Source organism: Actinomadura verrucosospora (assembly GCF_039540335.1).
Lineage (GTDB): Bacteria > Actinomycetota > Actinomycetes > Streptosporangiales > Streptosporangiaceae > Spirillospora > Spirillospora verrucosospora.
Genome location: NZ_BAABEV010000003.1, coordinates 84,807 through 101,351, shown reverse-complemented (window position 1 = coordinate 101,351; position 16,545 = coordinate 84,807). Strand labels below are relative to the sequence as shown.

16 protein-coding genes and 4 pseudogenes are annotated in these 16,545 nt (G+C 70.0%); 6 read left to right on the top strand and 14 right to left on the bottom strand.

Annotated features, from left to right (window positions below):
* Positions 1-413 precede the first annotated feature (413 nt).
* The 3 genes from ABD944_RS04545 to ABD944_RS04535 all read right to left on the bottom strand — a co-directional run bounded on the left by ABD944_RS04545 (position 414) and on the right by ABD944_RS04535 (position 2,081).
* Positions 414-815 (bottom strand): hypothetical protein, encoded by a 402-nt coding sequence (locus tag ABD944_RS04545; protein ID WP_345172692.1) that lies wholly within the window; start codon positions 813-815, stop codon positions 414-416.
* Between the two features lie 189 nt (positions 816-1,004).
* Positions 1,005-1,436, bottom strand: a complete 432-nt coding sequence (locus tag ABD944_RS04540; protein WP_345172690.1) for an STAS domain-containing protein — start codon at positions 1,434-1,436, stop codon at positions 1,005-1,007.
* Between the two features lie 54 nt (positions 1,437-1,490).
* Positions 1,491-2,081, bottom strand: a complete 591-nt coding sequence (locus ABD944_RS04535; protein ID WP_345172688.1) for a DUF5994 family protein — start codon at positions 2,079-2,081, stop codon at positions 1,491-1,493.
* Positions 2,082-3,296: 1,215 nt separating this feature from the next.
* Here ABD944_RS04535 and ABD944_RS04530 point away from each other — a divergent pair.
* From ABD944_RS04530 to ABD944_RS04520, 3 genes and pseudogenes are all read left to right on the top strand, one after another.
* Entirely contained in the window at positions 3,297-3,689 is a 393-nt protein-coding gene (locus ABD944_RS04530; RefSeq protein ID WP_345172686.1) for an STAS domain-containing protein, read from the top strand.
* A 412-nt stretch (positions 3,690-4,101) separates the two neighbouring features.
* Positions 4,102-4,542, top strand: a pseudogene (locus tag ABD944_RS04525) (PAS domain S-box protein); the annotation flags it as partial.
* Between the two features lie 301 nt (positions 4,543-4,843).
* Complete coding sequence (locus tag ABD944_RS04520; RefSeq protein WP_345172684.1) at positions 4,844-5,836, top strand: SpoIIE family protein phosphatase; 993 nt, start codon at positions 4,844-4,846, stop codon at positions 5,834-5,836.
* A gap of 49 nt (positions 5,837-5,885) precedes the next feature.
* On the opposite strand, the gene ABD944_RS04515 is transcribed toward ABD944_RS04520, so the two are convergent.
* From ABD944_RS04515 to ABD944_RS42380, 4 genes and pseudogenes are all read right to left on the bottom strand, one after another.
* Positions 5,886-6,182 (bottom strand): hypothetical protein, encoded by a 297-nt coding sequence (locus tag ABD944_RS04515; RefSeq protein ID WP_345172682.1) that lies wholly within the window; start codon positions 6,180-6,182, stop codon positions 5,886-5,888.
* A gap of 603 nt (positions 6,183-6,785) precedes the next feature.
* Positions 6,786-8,087: pseudogene (qcrB, locus tag ABD944_RS04510) on the bottom strand (cytochrome bc1 complex cytochrome b subunit); the annotation flags it as partial.
* Between the two features lie 158 nt (positions 8,088-8,245).
* Positions 8,246-8,977, bottom strand: a complete 732-nt coding sequence (locus tag ABD944_RS04505; protein WP_345172678.1) for an MFS transporter — start codon at positions 8,975-8,977, stop codon at positions 8,246-8,248.
* Between the two features lie 79 nt (positions 8,978-9,056).
* Positions 9,057-9,461, bottom strand: a pseudogene (locus ABD944_RS42380) (MFS transporter); the annotation flags it as partial.
* Between ABD944_RS42380 and ABD944_RS04495 the strand changes: the two are divergent.
* Positions 9,415-9,549 carry a hypothetical protein gene (locus tag ABD944_RS04495; protein WP_345172675.1) on the top strand — a complete coding sequence of 45 codons (135 nt, stop codon included), beginning with the start codon at positions 9,415-9,417 and terminating at the stop codon, positions 9,547-9,549. The pseudogene ABD944_RS42380 and the gene ABD944_RS04495 sit on opposite strands and share 47 nt — an antisense overlap.
* Before the next feature lie 290 nt (positions 9,550-9,839).
* Here ABD944_RS04495 and ABD944_RS04490 read toward each other — a convergent pair whose 3' ends face one another.
* The 4 genes and pseudogenes from ABD944_RS04490 to ABD944_RS04475 form a co-directional block, all read right to left on the bottom strand.
* Positions 9,840-10,064 carry a sigma-70 family RNA polymerase sigma factor family protein gene (locus ABD944_RS04490; protein ID WP_345173126.1) on the bottom strand — a complete coding sequence of 75 codons (225 nt, stop codon included), beginning with the start codon at positions 10,062-10,064 and terminating at the stop codon, positions 9,840-9,842.
* 85 nt (positions 10,065-10,149) lie between these two features.
* Positions 10,150-10,227, bottom strand: a pseudogene (locus tag ABD944_RS04485) (hypothetical protein); the annotation flags it as partial.
* Positions 10,227-10,622 carry a sigma factor gene (locus ABD944_RS04480; protein ID WP_345172673.1) on the bottom strand — a complete coding sequence of 132 codons (396 nt, stop codon included), beginning with the start codon at positions 10,620-10,622 and terminating at the stop codon, positions 10,227-10,229. The pseudogene ABD944_RS04485 and the gene ABD944_RS04480, both read right to left, overlap by 1 nt.
* 238 nt (positions 10,623-10,860) lie before the next feature.
* Entirely contained in the window at positions 10,861-11,604 is a 744-nt protein-coding gene (locus tag ABD944_RS04475) for an AraC family transcriptional regulator (protein ID WP_345172671.1), read from the bottom strand.
* A 64-nt stretch (positions 11,605-11,668) separates the two neighbouring features.
* Here ABD944_RS04475 and ABD944_RS04470 point away from each other — a divergent pair, with 64 nt between their 5' ends.
* Positions 11,669-12,238 (top strand): TIGR03086 family metal-binding protein, encoded by a 570-nt coding sequence (locus ABD944_RS04470; protein WP_345172669.1) that lies wholly within the window; start codon positions 11,669-11,671, stop codon positions 12,236-12,238.
* A 137-nt stretch (positions 12,239-12,375) separates the two neighbouring features.
* Here the strand turns inward: ABD944_RS04470 and ABD944_RS04465 are convergent, their stop codons facing one another.
* On the bottom strand, positions 12,376-13,500 hold the full coding sequence (locus tag ABD944_RS04465) for a glycoside hydrolase family 76 protein (protein ID WP_345172667.1): 1,125 nt from the start codon (positions 13,498-13,500) through the stop codon (positions 12,376-12,378).
* A 283-nt stretch (positions 13,501-13,783) separates the two neighbouring features.
* On the opposite strand from ABD944_RS04465, the gene ABD944_RS04460 reads away from it, so the two are divergent.
* Entirely contained in the window at positions 13,784-14,536 is a 753-nt protein-coding gene (locus ABD944_RS04460; protein ID WP_345172665.1) for a DeoR/GlpR family DNA-binding transcription regulator, read from the top strand.
* A 228-nt stretch (positions 14,537-14,764) separates the two neighbouring features.
* On the opposite strand, the gene ABD944_RS04455 is transcribed toward ABD944_RS04460, so the two are convergent.
* Both ABD944_RS04455 and ABD944_RS04450 read right to left on the bottom strand, forming a co-directional pair.
* A complete protein-coding gene (locus tag ABD944_RS04455) occupies positions 14,765-15,961 on the bottom strand; it encodes a UDP-N-acetylglucosamine--N-acetylmuramyl-(pentapeptide) pyrophosphoryl-undecaprenol N-acetylglucosamine transferase (RefSeq protein WP_345172663.1) in 1,197 nt (398 codons plus the stop codon).
* Positions 15,958-16,542 carry a peptidase gene (locus ABD944_RS04450; RefSeq protein WP_345172661.1) on the bottom strand — a complete coding sequence of 195 codons (585 nt, stop codon included), beginning with the start codon at positions 16,540-16,542 and terminating at the stop codon, positions 15,958-15,960. The genes ABD944_RS04455 and ABD944_RS04450 overlap by 4 nt, the downstream gene beginning before the upstream one ends.
* Between the last annotated feature and the right edge of the window lie 3 nt (positions 16,543-16,545).

The window sequence follows — 16,545 nt, the reverse complement described above, 5'->3', positions numbered from 1 at the left end:
GTCCGAGGAGGTCTGTCCGCTGGTGACGACCGCATGGTTCGGCGGCGCGGCGGCCGGACACCAGGGCACCCTGGATGGAGCCGGTGTCGCGGTCCCGGGGCGGCGCCGTGGTCGCCGCAGACGTAGCGTCCTCCGTGTATCCGCACCGGGCGGCGCGGCCGCAGTGGCGGGAGCATCGCCGGAAGAGCGCCTTCGATCGGATACGTGGCGATCAGCTGCCACCCGGCGGTGTCACCGTAGATCTCCTCCAGCCGGCGGCGCACGCGCGACCCGTCGGCGTCGATCCCGAGCAGGGAGGTCGCGATGAGCGCGCGGCCATCGGCGGAGTACTCGGGCGCCGCGTCGGTGAGGACCGGCATCCGTCCCATCCCGAAAGCGGGGACGCCGCGGCTGCGCTCGGCCTGCCGATGACCTCAGCGTGGCCGTTCCGCCGTCCAGCGGCGGTGACGTACTGCGTGGAGTCTCCCGTCGGGCGGGGAGGTCGTGGCCGGCGGCGCCTGGGGGGCGATGGCGTGGGCGAGCGCCGCGGCGCGGATGCCGTGGATGATCTCGTCGAGTGCGCCGATCGCCTGCCGCAGTGTCCTGCGCAGCCGCTCGGTCTCAGCGGGGGTCACCCGGCGATGGGCCGCGGCGGCAGGTCGGCCGTCGCGCTGCCGCCGGGGCAGCTGGTCGTCACCGTCCTGTGGGCTGAGCCGGGCGAGGTCCTGATGCAGGTCCATGCTGACGGTGAACGCCCGGCGGATCAGCCCGTCGGCCAGCACGGTGAAGTCGGGGGGCCCGCCGTCCGCGGGTAGATGGGGCCGTTGTTCCGGCATCGCAGACCTTCCTTACTGGATTGAAGGACGACGGCCCCGCGGTGGTGAACTCGCTCCGCCCACCGCGCGAGCCCAGCAGCGGCGCCGACCACACCTGACGGCCACCACGCCGGTCCGGCCGCCGTCCAGGCCTGATCGCCTGGACGGCGGCCGGTCTGGCGGGCACCGTGGATGTCCTCTTCGGCCGCATCATCTGCCCGGGGCATCCGGAGCGTAGGGAGAGGGGTCCGGGCGGACGTTGAGGCCGCGGTCCAGGCCGGTGATGCGCAGCAGTTTGGCGACCTGCGGGCGGGGGGCGGACAGCCGCAGGGTGAGGCCGAGTCCGGTGGCCTGGCGCTGGATGCCGATCAGCAGGGTCAGCCCCGCCGCGTCGCAGAAGGTCACCCCACTCAGGTCGAGGATCAGCAGCCGGGCGCTCCGGGGCAGCGCGGCGAGCAGATGCTCACCTAGTGCGGGGGCAGACGCCATGTCGAGATCGCCCTGCAAGGCGAGAATGGCGATTCCCGATCGTCCGCGGGGAAACGCAGTGGCCCTGGCGGCTCCATGGGAGCGGTTCACTGCTGCGAACCTGGTGTGTTCGGCGTATCGGTTGCTCAGAGCGGTGGGCCTGCTGCCGGTCATGGCGATCTCCGATCGCGAGGTGGTGGCTCCGGCCGTGTGAATCCTGTCCGCTGATCAGCGCGACGTCGCCGGTTCACGCAGTCGTTCGCCTTGCCGTGTCGAGGCGCTTCGGGGTGGTTCGGCGCCCCACCCGTCCCGCGGCTTGGCCGGAGCGGTCGGTACGGCCGGCACGTCGCGGGCGGGCAGACTGCCGGCAGGATCGGCGGCCCTCTCCAGGGCCGCCTGAGCCGCCGCACTGCCGGTGGCGGCCGGGACGGTGAGCAGCTCGACGCGGCGGCCGTCGGCGTAGATCGCGGTGAGCAGCCCGGCGGGCAGGTGGTCGAACCAGCTCAGCAGGACCTCGCGGGTGTCGTCGGGACCGTTGACGAGCAGGCGGCGCGGATGGCTGTCCCAGTCGGCCGCCCGCAGCAGAACGTGGCTGATCGGCCGGCGGTCGTCGGGTGGGCCGTGGGCCCTCAAGGCCAGCAGCAACCCGGGCAGTTCGGCGACCGGATCGGCCGAGCGGGGCCACCACGCACCGTCCAGAAGCGTGCGGCCCCGTTCTGAACGGTTTCGGCTGAGCGGGGCGGACGGCCGCAGGACGAGCCGGGGGGCCGAGGGCGGCGGAGGGCCGACGATCGTTCCTGGTTCCGCGGTGGCACGCATGGGATTCCCCTTCCCCTTGAACCGCGAAGCGGTTCCGAGCAGTGAACGAGCCGGTGTGGCGGATCACCCTCTAGGGTGGGGATGTCGTCTTTGCCGGATATGTTTACTCTAGCCGCCAACCCTCGGCGCCTTAAAAACCTGGAGTAATATCCGCCCAAGTTTTCGACATTTCTCCCCTGTCTTTTGATTCCGAGGGTTTGACGGAGGGGGATTTCCAATCCCGAATTTCCGTCCGTCCGGAGGTGCCGAATCCGTGCCGCCAGGGCTGGCCTGGGGCTTCTCGGCGTCCCTGATCTGCAGTGATCAGTAGTGGAGCGCGGCACAAGGAACGTCCCCTGGCCGCTCAGCGTGGCGAGAAATGCAGGCGTGAAGAGAGCTGCCGAGGCCCGCCGGGCTCCGACCGCCCCACCGGCTCCGGTGGCCGCTGGGGTCAGCGGGAGCGCAGTCTGTCGAGGCGATGGGCCGGCACCCCGAGCGCCTGCAGAGCGTCGCGCAGTTCGCCGCGCTCCCCTGCGCTGACCGGTGCGTCCCTCATGTACAGGCCCATGATCAGCTCGCCGATCGCCTTCTCCCACCGCCCAGGGCGGCCGAGTCGGCCACACGCCGCAGCGTCGAGGCGGGAAGGCGATCCTGGAAACCCCCGGGCAGGCACCGCATGGCGTCAGCCAACTCCCGGTGCTGCGCGGCTGCCAGCGGTGGCGCGGATGCTGGTTCGGGGGGCGGTCTGGTGAGACCGAGTAACCGCACCATCTGATCCATCGCGCCCACAGCGTGCCCCTGCCTTTGCTGGCCCGGAGGGGGCGCCCGGCGTTCGTGCCCGTTATTCCGGAGGTGTGGCCAGCTCATACCCCCGAACGCCCAGGCCCACCCATCGCGATGAGCCGGCGCAGGGTGGTCCGGCGCTCCAGTGACCTCGATCGCCGGCAGCACCCCCGGGCGAGGCCCGGTGGCGTAGGCTCCGTGGTACCGGAGGCACTTCGTGCGCGGGCCGCCATGTCGGCGCCGTCTCCTGCGATCACGACCCGGTCCTCCACAGACCGAGAACGGGGCCTTCGAGATGGCCCGCACGGTCTTCGATTCGCATACGTCGCCAGGCGGCGGTCCCGGTCGGCCAGGTGCCGCGGAGGAGATCCGCGCCTCCCGTGCCACGCGATTCGGTGTCATTCATCGCCCACCTCCCGGGGCGGTAGAGCGTTCCGTGATCGGAGATCACCAATGAGTGCCATGACCGCCGCGTCCACTGCCGATGATCTGACCACGGCACCCGCCACGGGACGGGTGCCCGCCCGTCGGCGTCCCGGCCACACCACCGTCGCGCTGCACGGCGACCTCGATGCCGCCGCGGCGCCGGCACTGCGCGAGCATTTGCTGCGCATGCTGCGTCCAAGCGGCAGGCTGCTGATACTCGACCTGGGAGAGGTGCCGTCCTGCGACGAGGCGGGGCTCGCCGTTCTGGTCGGCGTCCAGCGCCGCGCGGCAGGACTCGGGATCATCGTCCGCATCGGTGCCCCGAACCGGCAACTCACCGAACTCCTCCACCTCACAGGTCTGGACCGCGTACTCGTGGTCCAGACGGCTCCGGGGGCCCGGGCCGCGTCCACGGCATGACCGCCGGGACTCCGGACGGCACGGGCACGCCGGCCAGAGCGCACTGTGCCCGGCCACGCCGGTCGTACCGGACGGCGCGGGCCGTTCACTGATCGGCCGCCCACGTGATCCCCCGCCACTCGCTCTGCACCCAGGCGGCCCCGACGAGAATCCATCGAATCCCGAGGCGGGCGAATGACGATGAAGGACGAATACCTCGCGCTGATGAAGGGCCTCGCCGCGGGCATGGCCATCGCGCTGACCGCCGTCTGCGCGGTCGTCGCCGTCGTCTCTCTGATCGTCTCCTGAATCGGCCGGTCGGAGGCGGCAGCGCAGTGCACCCGAGACCCTTCGGGGAGCGGGCCGCCGGCAGATCGGCCCATGCACCTGCGGGACCGAGGTGTTCCGGTGGCCGCGGGGGGCAGGGGTCCTGATGTCCGACCAGGAGGAGCAGATGAGCGGGCAGCCGCACGCCCGGGTCGGTGCGGACCACGCGGGCCCGGTCGGTGCGATGGACTCGGCGATCGTGGCCGTCAGCACGTCCGGCAGGATCACTGCCTGGAATCCGTGGGCCCGGCATCTGCTGGGTTACACCGCCGAGGAGGCGCTGGGACGGCCGGTGGAGCGGTTCCTGCCCCGCATCGCAGCGGGCGGTGCCCCTCCGCTGCGAGACCACCGCATCCTGCGGGCGCTGCGGGCCGGTGTCCCCGACCACGCCGACGGCGACTCGTTCACCCATCGTGACGGGCACCCGGTGATGCTGGCCTGGTCATCCGCTCCGATCCACGCCGACGAGCCGGGAACTGAGGGACGCGGAGCCGGGGCGGTGACCGGAGCGGTCATCGTGCTGCAGGACGCGACCGAGCGGCTCCGGATCGAGCGGGAGCAGCACGACCGGATGGAGCAGGCGCGGCGGGCCAACTCCCGGTTGGAGCTGGTCGCCGAGATCACCACCGTGCTGTCGTCCACCCTGGACGAGAACGAGGTGCTGCGGCGACTGGTCCGGCTGGCGGTGCCCGCGCTCGGTGACTGGGCGGAGGTCGACCTGCTCATCCCGGACGGACGCGTCGAGCGGGTGGCCGCGACCCACCGCGAGTTCTCCCCCGCCGACATCGCTCACCTGGAAGGGCCACTGCCGCCGCTCCCCCGGTCCCCGCGCGGGCCCCCTCGCGCGAGTGCTGCACGGCGGCACGACCATGGTCGTCGGCGGCGACGATGCCCGGCCGTACTCCGACGAGCCGCTCACCGCCGCGCAGCACGAGCTCTTCCAGACCATGGACGCCCACAACGTGATCATCACCCCGCTGGCGGCCCGGGGCGAGACCTACGGCGCGCTGACCCTGGGCTACTCCCGCCCCCGGCACGGCTACGGTCCTGACGACCGGCTCGTCGTGGAGGACATCGCGCGCCGCACCGGCCTCGTCCTGTCCAACGCCCGGCTCTTCGCCACCCAACGGAACACGGCCGAGGCCATGCAGCGCAGCCTGCTCACCCCTCTGCCCCAACCGGACGACCTGCAACTCCAGGCCCGGTACCTGCCCGCCGCCCAGGCCAGCTGGGTCGGCGGCGACTGGTACGACGCCTTTCCCCTCGCCGACGGCGCCACCGGGCTGGTCATCGGCGACATCATGGGCCACGACCTGCGCGCGGCGTCCCGCATGGCGCAGGTCCGCAACATGCTCAGGGCCCTGGCCTGGGACCTCGCCGCGCCCCCGAGCACCGTCCTGGAGCGCCTGGACGCGGTGATGGACGCCGCCAGCGACGCCGAACTCGCCACCGCCGTGTTCGCCCGCGTCGAGAAGACCACCGCCGGATCCTGGCAACTGCGCTGGTGCAACGCCGGCCACCCCCCGCCGCTCCTGATCACCCATGACGGCGCCACGACCTTCCTCGAAGAGCACGGAATGCTGCTCGGCAACCCCGCCCTCACCGGTGGCCGCCCCGACGGCACTCGCGAACTGCCGCCGCTGTCCACCCTGCTGCTCTACACCGACGGCCTCATCGAGACCCGCGGCACCGACCTGACCGACAGCCTCACCAGCCTTCGCCGCCACAGCGCCCACCTGGCCCCGCTCCCCGTGTCCGACCTGTGCGACCAACTCCTGGAACGCATGGAACTCAGCGGCGAGGACGACGTCGCCCTCCTCGCCCTCCGCGTCCCCACATGAAGGCACAAGCCCTGCGCCCCAGCGACAGGGGGCCGGCGTGCGCCTCCGCTCACAAGGGTTCGCTGACCCAGCGCCAACCGCCGTCAACACGCCGCGCACTGATCAACTGCGCGCTCCCAGAGTCCGCGACCTCGGCGATCATCCGGACCAGCCGGCGATGGAAGTCCGCGGGCGGACGACCATCGCCCGACACCCCCTCCAACAAGGACACGCTGACCTTCGCCTCGTCGCGCAACTGCACCGTCAACCGGCCAGTCCCGTCCAGACGCAGGACCACGATCGCATCAGCACGGATCAGGTCGCCTTCAGCCGCCGAAATCCATACCTCTGGTGCATTACCGCCCATGAGCCCCACCTTCCATGAGTCCAGGAGCCCGCCTCACCCCCGAACCTAATGCGGACCCCGCCCCAGACCCCTCGGCGCGCCGACGAAGAGGACACCGCCCACAGCCGGACGGCGCGGCGACAGCGCCCAGCCCCCTCCTCCCTCCCGGGAGCAGACCGGCCCAAGCCTCACGTCAAGGTCCCCACCCGCCCCACCGCCGTTGCCGTCGACCAGGTCGGCTCGCTACCTGCTCGACGGTTCTGAACCAGGGCAGCACCACGCGACATGGCACGGTATGGAAATGGAGTTGGATGTGGACAGAGCTGTGCACCCCGGCACTAAGAGCACTGCTCTGATACAAGAACTGCGGACTTTTAATCCGTAGGTTGTGGGTTCGAGTCCCACGCGACCCACCCAGCCCTGACCAGGGCGAACGCGAGAACGCCAGGCTGGTCCGCCGCCCGCTTCGCCCCACTTCGTCCCCATGTCGGCTCCAGGACGGGCTCGGCGGCCCGATCCGAGCCCCACTTCCCCCTGGTCACGCCTCAGTGCCCGGCGTGCTGCGGGTCGGCCTGGACGACCCGCCGCGGTCAGGGCGGCCGCCTGTGGTCGATGAGGCCGAGGTCAATGTGTCAGTTCGCGGGGCCTGTGCGGGGCTTCGTGGATCTCGCTGAAACCGCCTTCCGAACTCATCACGATCCGTCCGGTCTCGCGGCCGTGCTCGGAATCCCTCTGGTCCCTGTAGGTCAGCCCGAGGCAGATCAACCGGGTGACGGCGTAGACGAGCGGCGGTCCGGCGAAGACGGCCAACCGGAAGAACCAGGTGACGTCGTACAAGGACAGGCGGAAGTTGTCCGCGATCTGGTCGTTGGCGGCCGCGGCCCACAGCAATCCATAGAAGGCGATGCCGGCCGCACCCACTGCCGTACGGGTCACCGCGTCGCGGGGGCGGTCCAGAACGTGGTGAATGCCGTGATCGCCGGTAAGCCGCCGTTCTATCCAGGGATAGACCGCCAGGACCGTGAAGAACGCCCCCGGCATGAGAAGCGCGGGCACCAGCACCGCGAGGGTGATCGGGTGGCCGGCCACGCTGGGTTCCCAGCCCGGCATGATCCGCACGGCTCCGTCCAGGAAGCCCATGTACCAGCCGGGCACCGCTCCGGCGGTGATGTCCCCTGGCCGGTACGGGCCGTACTGCCAGACCGGGTTGATCTGCGCGAACGTTCCGAGGAGCGCGAGAACCCCGCCAGTGGCCAGCAGAAGCGCCACCGCTGAGCCGCGCGACGCGTCTCCCGAGAAGGCGCCGGGAAAACGGGTGTGGCCGTGCTCGCGGACGAGCCTCTGGCGGAGGACGAACAGGGCGGCCAGGACCGCTGGAAGGACGAGGATGTGCAGCCAGTAGAGCCGGGTGATGATCTTTTCCCCCGGAAACTCACCGCCGAAGATCAAGTAAGTCAGGCTGGTGCCGACCAGGGGAATCGCTTGGGTCACGCCTTGGAGGAGCCCGAGGCTGCCGCCGGACAACATGTCGTCCGGCAGAATTGTGCCGGTCCAGGCCGTCACCATGCCCAGCACCAGTACGGTCACCCAGATCAGCCAGTTGAGGCCGCGCGGGCGGCGGAACGCGCCGGTGAAGAACAGCCGCAGCAGTTGCAGGGTGATCGCGGCGACGAAGATCAGCGCGGCCCAGTGGTGGATCTGCCGCATGAGCAGTCCGCCGCGCACGTCGAGGCTGATGTCCAACGTCGACGCGTACGCCTCACTGACCGGGATGCCCCGTAGCGGCCCGTAAGAGCCGTTATAGGTGACCTGCGTCATGTCGGGGTCGAAGAAAACGGTCAGGAACGCGCCCGTGACGATGAGTACCAGGAACGAGTAAATCGCGAGCTGGGCGAACAAGAACGACCAATGATCGGTCCGTGCATGCCGTGACCACCGTCCCACGCCGCGGGCTTGTCCCTGCATTGGCTTCACTCCCCGAACTGGTTCTGGTACACATGCGACACTCCGAGATCGGCAGATGTGACATCCCAAGGGAGAAAACCGGCAGGTGTGACATAAACGACGAGCGGCCGCTCGTACGGTCACTGGGCGGCGACGGTCTCGGTGTGCTCCGCCTCGTCCGGTGCGGCCGCGGGGGCGGCGTTCTTCGGGCCCCGGAGGACGATGTACACGAGCAGCAGGCCCATAAGGGCGACGCCTGCCCACATGGACTGCTGCAATCCGTCGACGTAGGACTGCTTTGCGGCGTCTACCAGGGTCTGAGCCTGCGAGCCTGCGCTGTTTGAGGCCTGGAGTGCGTTGGCGATGCCCTCGCGTGCGGTGCCTGCGGTCCCCTGCGGAATGCCGTCCAGCCGGTCGTCGATGGCGTTGCGGTAGCCGGCTGTCAGGAGCGCGCCGAGCATGGCGACGCCGAGTGCGGTGCCGAATTCTCGGGTGACGTCGTTGAGGGCGGAGGCGACGCCTTGTTTCCCTTGCGGCAGGGAACGGGTGATGGCCTCGGTGGAGGGCACCATGGACAGGGCCATGCCGACGCCCATGACAACGATTCCGGGCAGGATCGACAGGTAGCCGCCGTCGATGGAGACGAACAGGGCCAGGAGGGCCAGACCGACGCTGGTCAAAGCGATTCCCGAGCTCATGGTCAGGCGGGGGCCGACCCGCGCGGCCAGCCTGGGGGCCAGGCCGGAGGCCGTCATCATCGCGACCGCCATGGGCATCAGCGCCGCCGCGGACAGCAGCGCCGACCAGCCGAGCACGGCCTGGAAGAACGGGAAGAGGACCACGAAGATGCCCGACTGAACACCGAAGACCACCAGCAGCGTGAGCGGAGCGCTCGTGGGAGTTGGGAACCGACTTCGACGTCATGGCCAGGGCCATGACGATCAGGGCCACGGGCAGGACGAACATCCAGCGCCAGTCGGCGACGTCGACCAGAAGAGCGGACAGGAACATGCCCAGGATGCCGCCTCCTCCGGCCACGCCGGTCCACACGCCGATCGCCTTCCCGCGCTGCTCCTCGGGGAAGGTGGATGTGATGACGGCCAGGGTGATGGGCATGATCGTCGCTGCGCCGATACCGCCGGCCACGCGCGCGGCGATCATGACTTCGGCGGTGGGGGCCAGGCCCGCCGCGATGCTCGCGACCCCGAAGACGACCAGCCCGGCGATCAGCGTGGGCCTGCGGCCCAAGCGGTCACCGATCGCGCCGAGCGGGAGCAGCAGTGCGGCCAGGGTGAGGGTGTAGACGTTGATGATCCACAGGACCGTGTTCTGCGAGGTGTCGAAGTCGACGGCCATCTGCGTCTGGGCGACGGTCAGCCCGGACACCGACGCGATGACGGCCATCAGCGCCATCGAGACGGCTGTCAGGACCACGCGCAACTGACGCGCGTCCGGCACGTCCCCGCCGCCGTCGGCGAGCGCGACCCGTGAAGGTTTCATACTCATGGAGTCCTTTCAAGATGGGCATGCGGCATCAGCGTCGAAGCGGCATCGGCCGGTCTGTCACCGGCTGAAGGGGATGTGGAACCCGACCGCCGTGCAGGGTGGATCCCTCGGATTGCCGTCGCCTGCAATGGGGTCGATGAACGGAGCCTGCTCGGTCACCTGATCGGCGCAGCCTCAGCCGAGGGATGGTGCCTCAGTGAGGTGCGCGCGCCTGCTCCGCGACCGTGCTCATCGCAGGGTGAGTGAGGTCTCGGTCTCTACGTGGGTCAGCTTGCCGGGGTTGCGGACGTAGTAGAGACCGGTGATGCGGGCGTCCTCGACGCGCACCGCCAAGACGCCGTCGACCTCGCCGTTCACGCGCAGAATCAGAGCCGGGTTGCCGTTGACCACGGTCGGCCCAACGGTGAGAGTGGCATCGGTCTTGGCCAGGCCGCCAACGATGAAACGGGCCACCTTCTCGGCGCCGGTGATCGGATGGGGCGCGGTGAGCGATCTGGCGGACGGCCGCGGAGGTTTTCCCGACGGCGGCCGCGATCTCGCCATAGCCGAGCCCGAAGGCCTCGCGCAGCACGAACACGGCGCGTTCGGTCGGTGACAGCGTCTCCAGCACGAGCATCAGCGCCATGGACACGCTCTCGGCGAGCTCGATGTCTCGGCCACGTCCGGTGTGGTGAGCAGCGGTTCGGGCAGCCAGGGACCGACGTAGGCCTCCCTGCGGCGTCTCATGCTGCGCAATCGGTTGATCGATTGGCGGGTCGTGATCTGGACCAGGTAGGCGCGCTGATCGCGCACCTGCCCCACGTCGGCCTTCACCCATCGCAGCCAGGTCTCCTGCAGGACGTCCTCCGCGTCGGCCGCCGATCCGAGCATCTCGTAGGCGACAGTGAACAGCATGTTCCGGTGGGCGAGGAACGCCTCGGTCTCCGGGTCGGCGACGAGCTCGCCCACATCTCGAGCCTTCTCCTTCTCCGGCGGCCCTGGCTGCCGGCGGCCCTCACGCGGTGCGTCCACGACACGGTCCTCTTTCGGAGATTGCCATTGAGCGCGGCCCAACGGGTTGGTGCAGTCGACATCAAGACACCGGCTGGTGCACGCCTGTGACATCGAGCCGCCGCGGCCGTCCACTCACCCGGCGGACACCCGCCCGGCGCGCCTGCCGTCGTGACCTCTCCTCCGGTTCAGGGGGGACGGGTCGGTTGCCAGCGCGATGTCGTCGAGCGCGCCGCCGTGGGTGTCGCGGGAACGCGGACTAATACCGCTGCGCGTACCAGGTCGGTCGCTCGCCGAACATGCCCTTGAAGTCGCGGATGAAGTGGCCCTGGTCGACATAGCCGAGGTCGGCCGCCAGCGCGGCCCAGTCGATCGCCCCGCCGGCGGCCATGCGTGCGGTCACCTCGTGCAGGCGGTAGCGGCGGATCACCCACTTGGGGCCGATGCCGACGTACTCCGCGAAAAGCCGTTGCAGCCCCCGCATGCTCAGCCCCAGCTCGCCGGCGAGGCGTTCGACCCTGGTCAGGGCCTTGTCCTTGGCGATCAGCTCGACCGAAGCCACCGCCTGGCGCACCCGGGGGTCGTCGTCCGGCAGGTGTCTCAGCAGGAAGGCTTCCACGGTCGGCACGTCGAGCGTCGTGGGCAGGTCCGGGCCGAACACCTCGGTCGCCGGGACAACGCGGTCGGTGATCGTCGAGACGGAGGCACCGAGGAACAGGCGGAAGCAGCCCGGCCGGAACGCGACGCCGAAGACCTGGTCGCGGCCCTCGAGAACCTTGATCTGGTAGCCGCTGCACACGCCGTTGACGTCCGCGCGGCCGCCGCCGAACGACAGGTGCACGTTCGGGTACGGCACGATCTTCTGCCGGTAGGGCTCGGCGTAGTCCCAGCGAGCCTCCCAGTACCGCTCCACCCATGGTGCGAGCGCCGGCGACGGGCTGTGAAACGTGTGGCGCTGATACCTGGTCCACGCACCCCGCAGCTCACGAACGTCCCGCTCCACTCAGCAGAGTGTATGTCGCCTTTGTCCAATACCCCTCCGGCCCGGGCCGCCTAGCGTCGCTGCCATGTCACATCTGTCCAACGCTGCCGAGGCCATGGCCGCAGTCGCCCGCACCATCACCGACGACCAGCTCGCCAACAAGACTCCGTGCACGGAGTACGACGTGCGGGCGCTGGTCAACCACCTCCTGTTCTGGGGCCCGTCGCTCGCCGGCGGCGGCCGCAAGGAGTCCGTTCCGCAGCCGGCGGGCACCGAGTCCGAGGTTGACCTGGCGGCCGGCGACTGGCGCGGCCACCTGCTCGCCCTGCTGGACGACATCACGTCGTCGTGGGCGCCGCCGAGCGCCTGGGAGGGCGAGACGAGCATGGGCACACCGCAGACGCTGCCCGCGCCCGTCCTGGGCGACATGATCGTCGGCGAGCTGGCCATGCACGCCTGGGACCTTGCGGTCGCGACCGGGCAGCGGCTGGAACTGCCCGCCGACCTGCTGACGCATCTGCACGACACAGTGTTCGCCAGCGTGGAGCAGGGGCGGGAGATGGGCATGTACGGACCGGAGGTCGCGGTGCCGGCGGACGCACCCACCTTGGACCGCATCGTCGGCCTGACCGGCCGTGATCCCGCCTGGACATAGTTCCCAACCGGTGATGCGGTCATACCTGACGTGAATTGTCGAAGCATGGTGCGGCGGCACCGCGTCCATGCCGCCTTCACGTGGCGTGGCGGATGTGGCGGCGTCGTCGTGGGGGGGCGAGTCCGTTCGCTCAGGGGTTACAGGACGGCGATGAGCAGGCTCACGGCGGACTCCTGGCGGGCGATGTCGGCCTGGTCGAACGGGCCCGTCCAGCGCAGGCCGTACTGGTCGGCGTTGTTCCGTCCGTAGGTGAAGGCGGAGCGGGCCTGGGTCGTCAGGTAGCTCCGGTACGGGTGGCCGGGGAGCGCGCGGTCGAGTTCGGCGAGGTTCCGCGCGAAGATGCCCTTGAACGCCGCCTGGTCGGAGTTGCACGTGGCGGCGGCCTCGCAGGGTTCGGTGAGGATTCCGCGCGGTGACAGGCCCGGGTCGGTGGTCACGGCGTCGGCGATCCGCCGGGCGGTGGCGAGCAGGGACGGGTCGCCGGTGGCGCGGTGCAGCTCCGTCAGGCCGCCCAGGATCACGCCCTGGTTGTACGTCCAGGTGGTGCCGCCGTTGTTGCCGCAGTTTCCGCTCTGCGTCGCCAGGCCGTCGTTGACCAGGTGGGATCCATTGATCATCCCGCTGCGGGCGAACCAGCGCCAGGTCTGGCGCGCGCGGGCGAGGTACTCGGTGTCGCCCGGGATCCGGTTGTGCAGGGAGGCGGCCAGTTTGAGGTAGAGCTCGTTGCTGATGGCGTTCTTGTAGGTCTTCCCGGGCAGGTCCCACCAGATGCCGCCGCCGCAGGTGTCGTCCCAGTACTGGCGCATGTACGCCTCGTCGGTCTCGGCGATCTTCAGGTACCTGGTGTCGCGGGTGAGGTCGTACATGCGGACCATCGCCAGCGCCCACCAGCCGGTGTCGTCGGTGGAGTCCGCGCGGAACTCGCCGTCGCCCTGCGGCCACCAGGGCAGCGGCTTGCGCTGGAGCTCGATGGTGTTCTTCACCTGGGGCAGGTACCGGGTCGAGCGGGTCCGCGCCATGTAGTCGAGGAGCGCTTGGAGCGCGTTGCCCGACTGCCACCAGGGGCTCTCGGGCTGCCAGCGTCCGCTCGCCTGGTCGTAGAACCCCATCATCGCGTCGACGGCCGAGGTGGCACGGGCCCGCGCGTTCCTGTCCTCGCCCGCGTCCGCGCTCGCGGCGGACGTGCCCACGGTGAGCGCCAGCACGGCGCCCGTCACGAGGGAGACCAGACCCTTTCCCGTAAGTCGCTTCAGTCCGGTCATCGCGCACCCTCCATGGCAACGAGGCGTCCCAGCCCATGGCCTCCGCCCTGGGCGGGCAGTGCGCTGAATTGTGCCCCGGGTAGGACAAGGCACGCAAGAGTCATCAGGATCGTTCACACATGTGAGCGTTCTTGCTTGAAATTGCCGGAGGTGTCGGTCGGTTCGCCGCGACGGCGGTCAGGTGGGAGCGCCTGTCGGGTTCGTGCGCCCACGAGAGCCGACGCGCAAGAGCGTGATCGAGAATGTCTGGTGGTGATCGGTCTTGCGCGAGTACGGTCGACGCATGCTCCGGGACCGACGCCATGAGCTGATCCTCCGCGTCCTGCGCTCCGAAGGGCCGGTGACGGCGGAGACGCTGGCCGAACGCTTGGCGGCGAGCCTCGCCACCATACGCCGCGATCTGCAGAAGCTCGACGAGGAGGGCCTGCTCAAACGGGTGCACGGCGGTGCGATGCCGGTCGAGGGCCATGACGACCCCTTCACGGACGTCGCCGAGGTCCGGCCCGCCGAGAAGGACGCCGTCGCGCTGCGCTGCGCCGAGATGATCCAGGACGGCGAGACCGTGCTGCTCGACATCGGCACGACCGCGCACATGGTGGCGCGGCACCTGCGGGGCCGGGCGCTGACGGTCGTCACCAGCAGCCTCCCGGTGGTCGAGACGCTGGCCGACGACCAGCACGTCCAACTCGTCGTTCTTGGCGGCATGCTGCGCCGTGACTACCGGTCGCTGGTGGGCTACCTGACGGAGGACAACCTGCGGCAGATCCACGCGGACCGGCTCGTCCTCGGCACCAGCGGGATACGGCCGACCGGAACCGTCATGGACACGACGGTGGTCGAGGTGCCGGTCAAACGAGCCATGATCGCGGCCAGCGGGCAGGTGGTCCTCGTCGCCGACGTCGGCAAGTTCCCGGGCACCGGCATGGCGAAGGTCTGCGATGCCACCGACCTGGACGTGGTCATCACGAACGCTCCGGTCGATCCGGACACGGGGGCGGCCCTCGCGGATGCCGGAGTGCAGGTGCTGGAGGTGTGAGGCGCCCGGCGTCCACCGAACCGTTGTCGGCTCGGCGGTTCCGAACCGGATCGGCACGCGGCGGCACCGAACGCATCCGCAGCGGCCATGTAGGTGTCGGCCTTGGTCTGGCGATCGCCAAGAGCATCACCGAGCACACGACGGAACGCTCTCGCTCACCCCGCGCGGATTCCAGCCTGGCCGGTGCAGCCGCGTCGCTCGCCGGACCTGTGCGCGTCCGGCCGTCGATCATCGCTGGTGCCCTCCGTCGTACGCATCCGCGGCCGGCGGCGAAGACTCGGCGTGCCGGGAACCGGCGCCGTATCCGCGTGTTCGGTCGCGTCGCTCCGCGACCGCGGTGAGCACGTGCCGGGCCAGGACGACGTCCGCGTCCGGTGCGCCGGCAGCCGACGCGCGGGCCGCCATCGCCGCGATCCGCTCGGGATCGTCGAGCACCGGGATCAGGGTGGTCTCGATCCAAGCCGCGTCGAGGTCGGCGTCGTCGACGAGCATTGCCCCACCGGCCGCGATGACCGGCTCGGCGTTCAGCCGCTGCTCACCGCCGCGCAGCGGTAGCGGGACGTACGCGGCCGGCAGGCCGACGGCGGCCAGTTCGGCGCACGTCATCGCCCCCGAGCGACAGATCACGAAGTCTGCCGCGGCGTAGGCGTACTGCATCTCGTCCACGTAGGCCATGACGACGTAGGGCGGGTCGGCGGGGCCGCGGTCCGGCGCTTCGACCGCGTGCTGCGCCCCGGTGATGTGCAGCACCTGCACGCCGGCCGCTCGCAACGTCGCAGCCGCACCGGACACCGCGGCGTTGATCGACCTGGCGCCCTGCGAACCGCCGGTGACCATCAGCACCGGCCCGTCGGGGCGCAGCCCGAACCGCCGCCGGGCGGCGTCGCGCAGCACGGACCGGTCGAGCCCGCTGATCGCCGGCCGCAGCGGGATACCGATGGCGGTGGCGTGAGCCAGCCGGACACTCGGCGCGGCGGTGAACACGTGCGTCGTCATCCGGGCCGCCAGCCGGTTGGCCACTCCGGGCCGGGCGTTCGCCTCGTGGATGACGATCGGCAGGCCCTTCCTGTGTGCGGCGAGGTAAGCCGGCATGGCCACGTAGCCGCCGAAGCCCACCACGACCTCGGCCCGGACGCGGTCGAGCACGGCCTCGGTCGCCCGCACCGAGTCGCGCAGCCTGCCCGGCGTCTGCAGCAGGGCCCGGTTCAGTTTGCGCGGCAGCGGCGCCGGCGGGATGAGTTCGAGCGGGTGGCCACGGGCGGGAATGAGCGTGGTGTCCAGGCCGCGGACGGTGCCGAGAGCGGTGATCTCGGCCACGGGCTCCAGACGGCGCAGGGCGTCGGCGAAGTTCATCGCGGGCTCGATGTGCCCTGCCGAATGGCCACCTGCGACAACGACGCGCGGTGGCGGCTCGCCTGGGATCACGATGTCCTCCTGATCAATATTCCGCGTCTCGCGTGAAAGCGTTCGAACGCCTGCATGGGCAGCGATGCGGAGTCTGAATTGTGGGAATAGCCTGACGGATTATGGAAGCGCACTACACCGTCATCGACCGCATAGACCAGCACAAGGTGACCCCCACGTTGGGGCTCGCGAGTGTTCGGGTCGCGAATCTCGGGTGATACTGACGCGATCAGGACCTGCCCGGGCCCCACCTCTCGGTGGGATACCTGAATGGGCGTGTGCTCGACCAGTTCGCAGTGCAATCCGAACTGTGAATCGACCCAGGCCATGAACGGCCGGTAGATGAGTCCTTGGACCTTGCCGGAGGGCTCCACCACGTAGCAGCCCCAGTCGAGGGCCTGCGCGAGGAGTTCACCCATCGACAGCCGGATGTCGGTCCAGCCGCGGAGCAGCGACTGCAGACACGCCAGACCGCAGACCTTACGGGACCAGAACAGATACTCCTCGCTTGAGCGGTATCCGTCGGAGGCCCAGTCGTGCAGTCGCGATGGATCGATCCCCCCCAGGAAGACCTCCAGCCCGGACAGGCCGGTGCGCCGCATGAC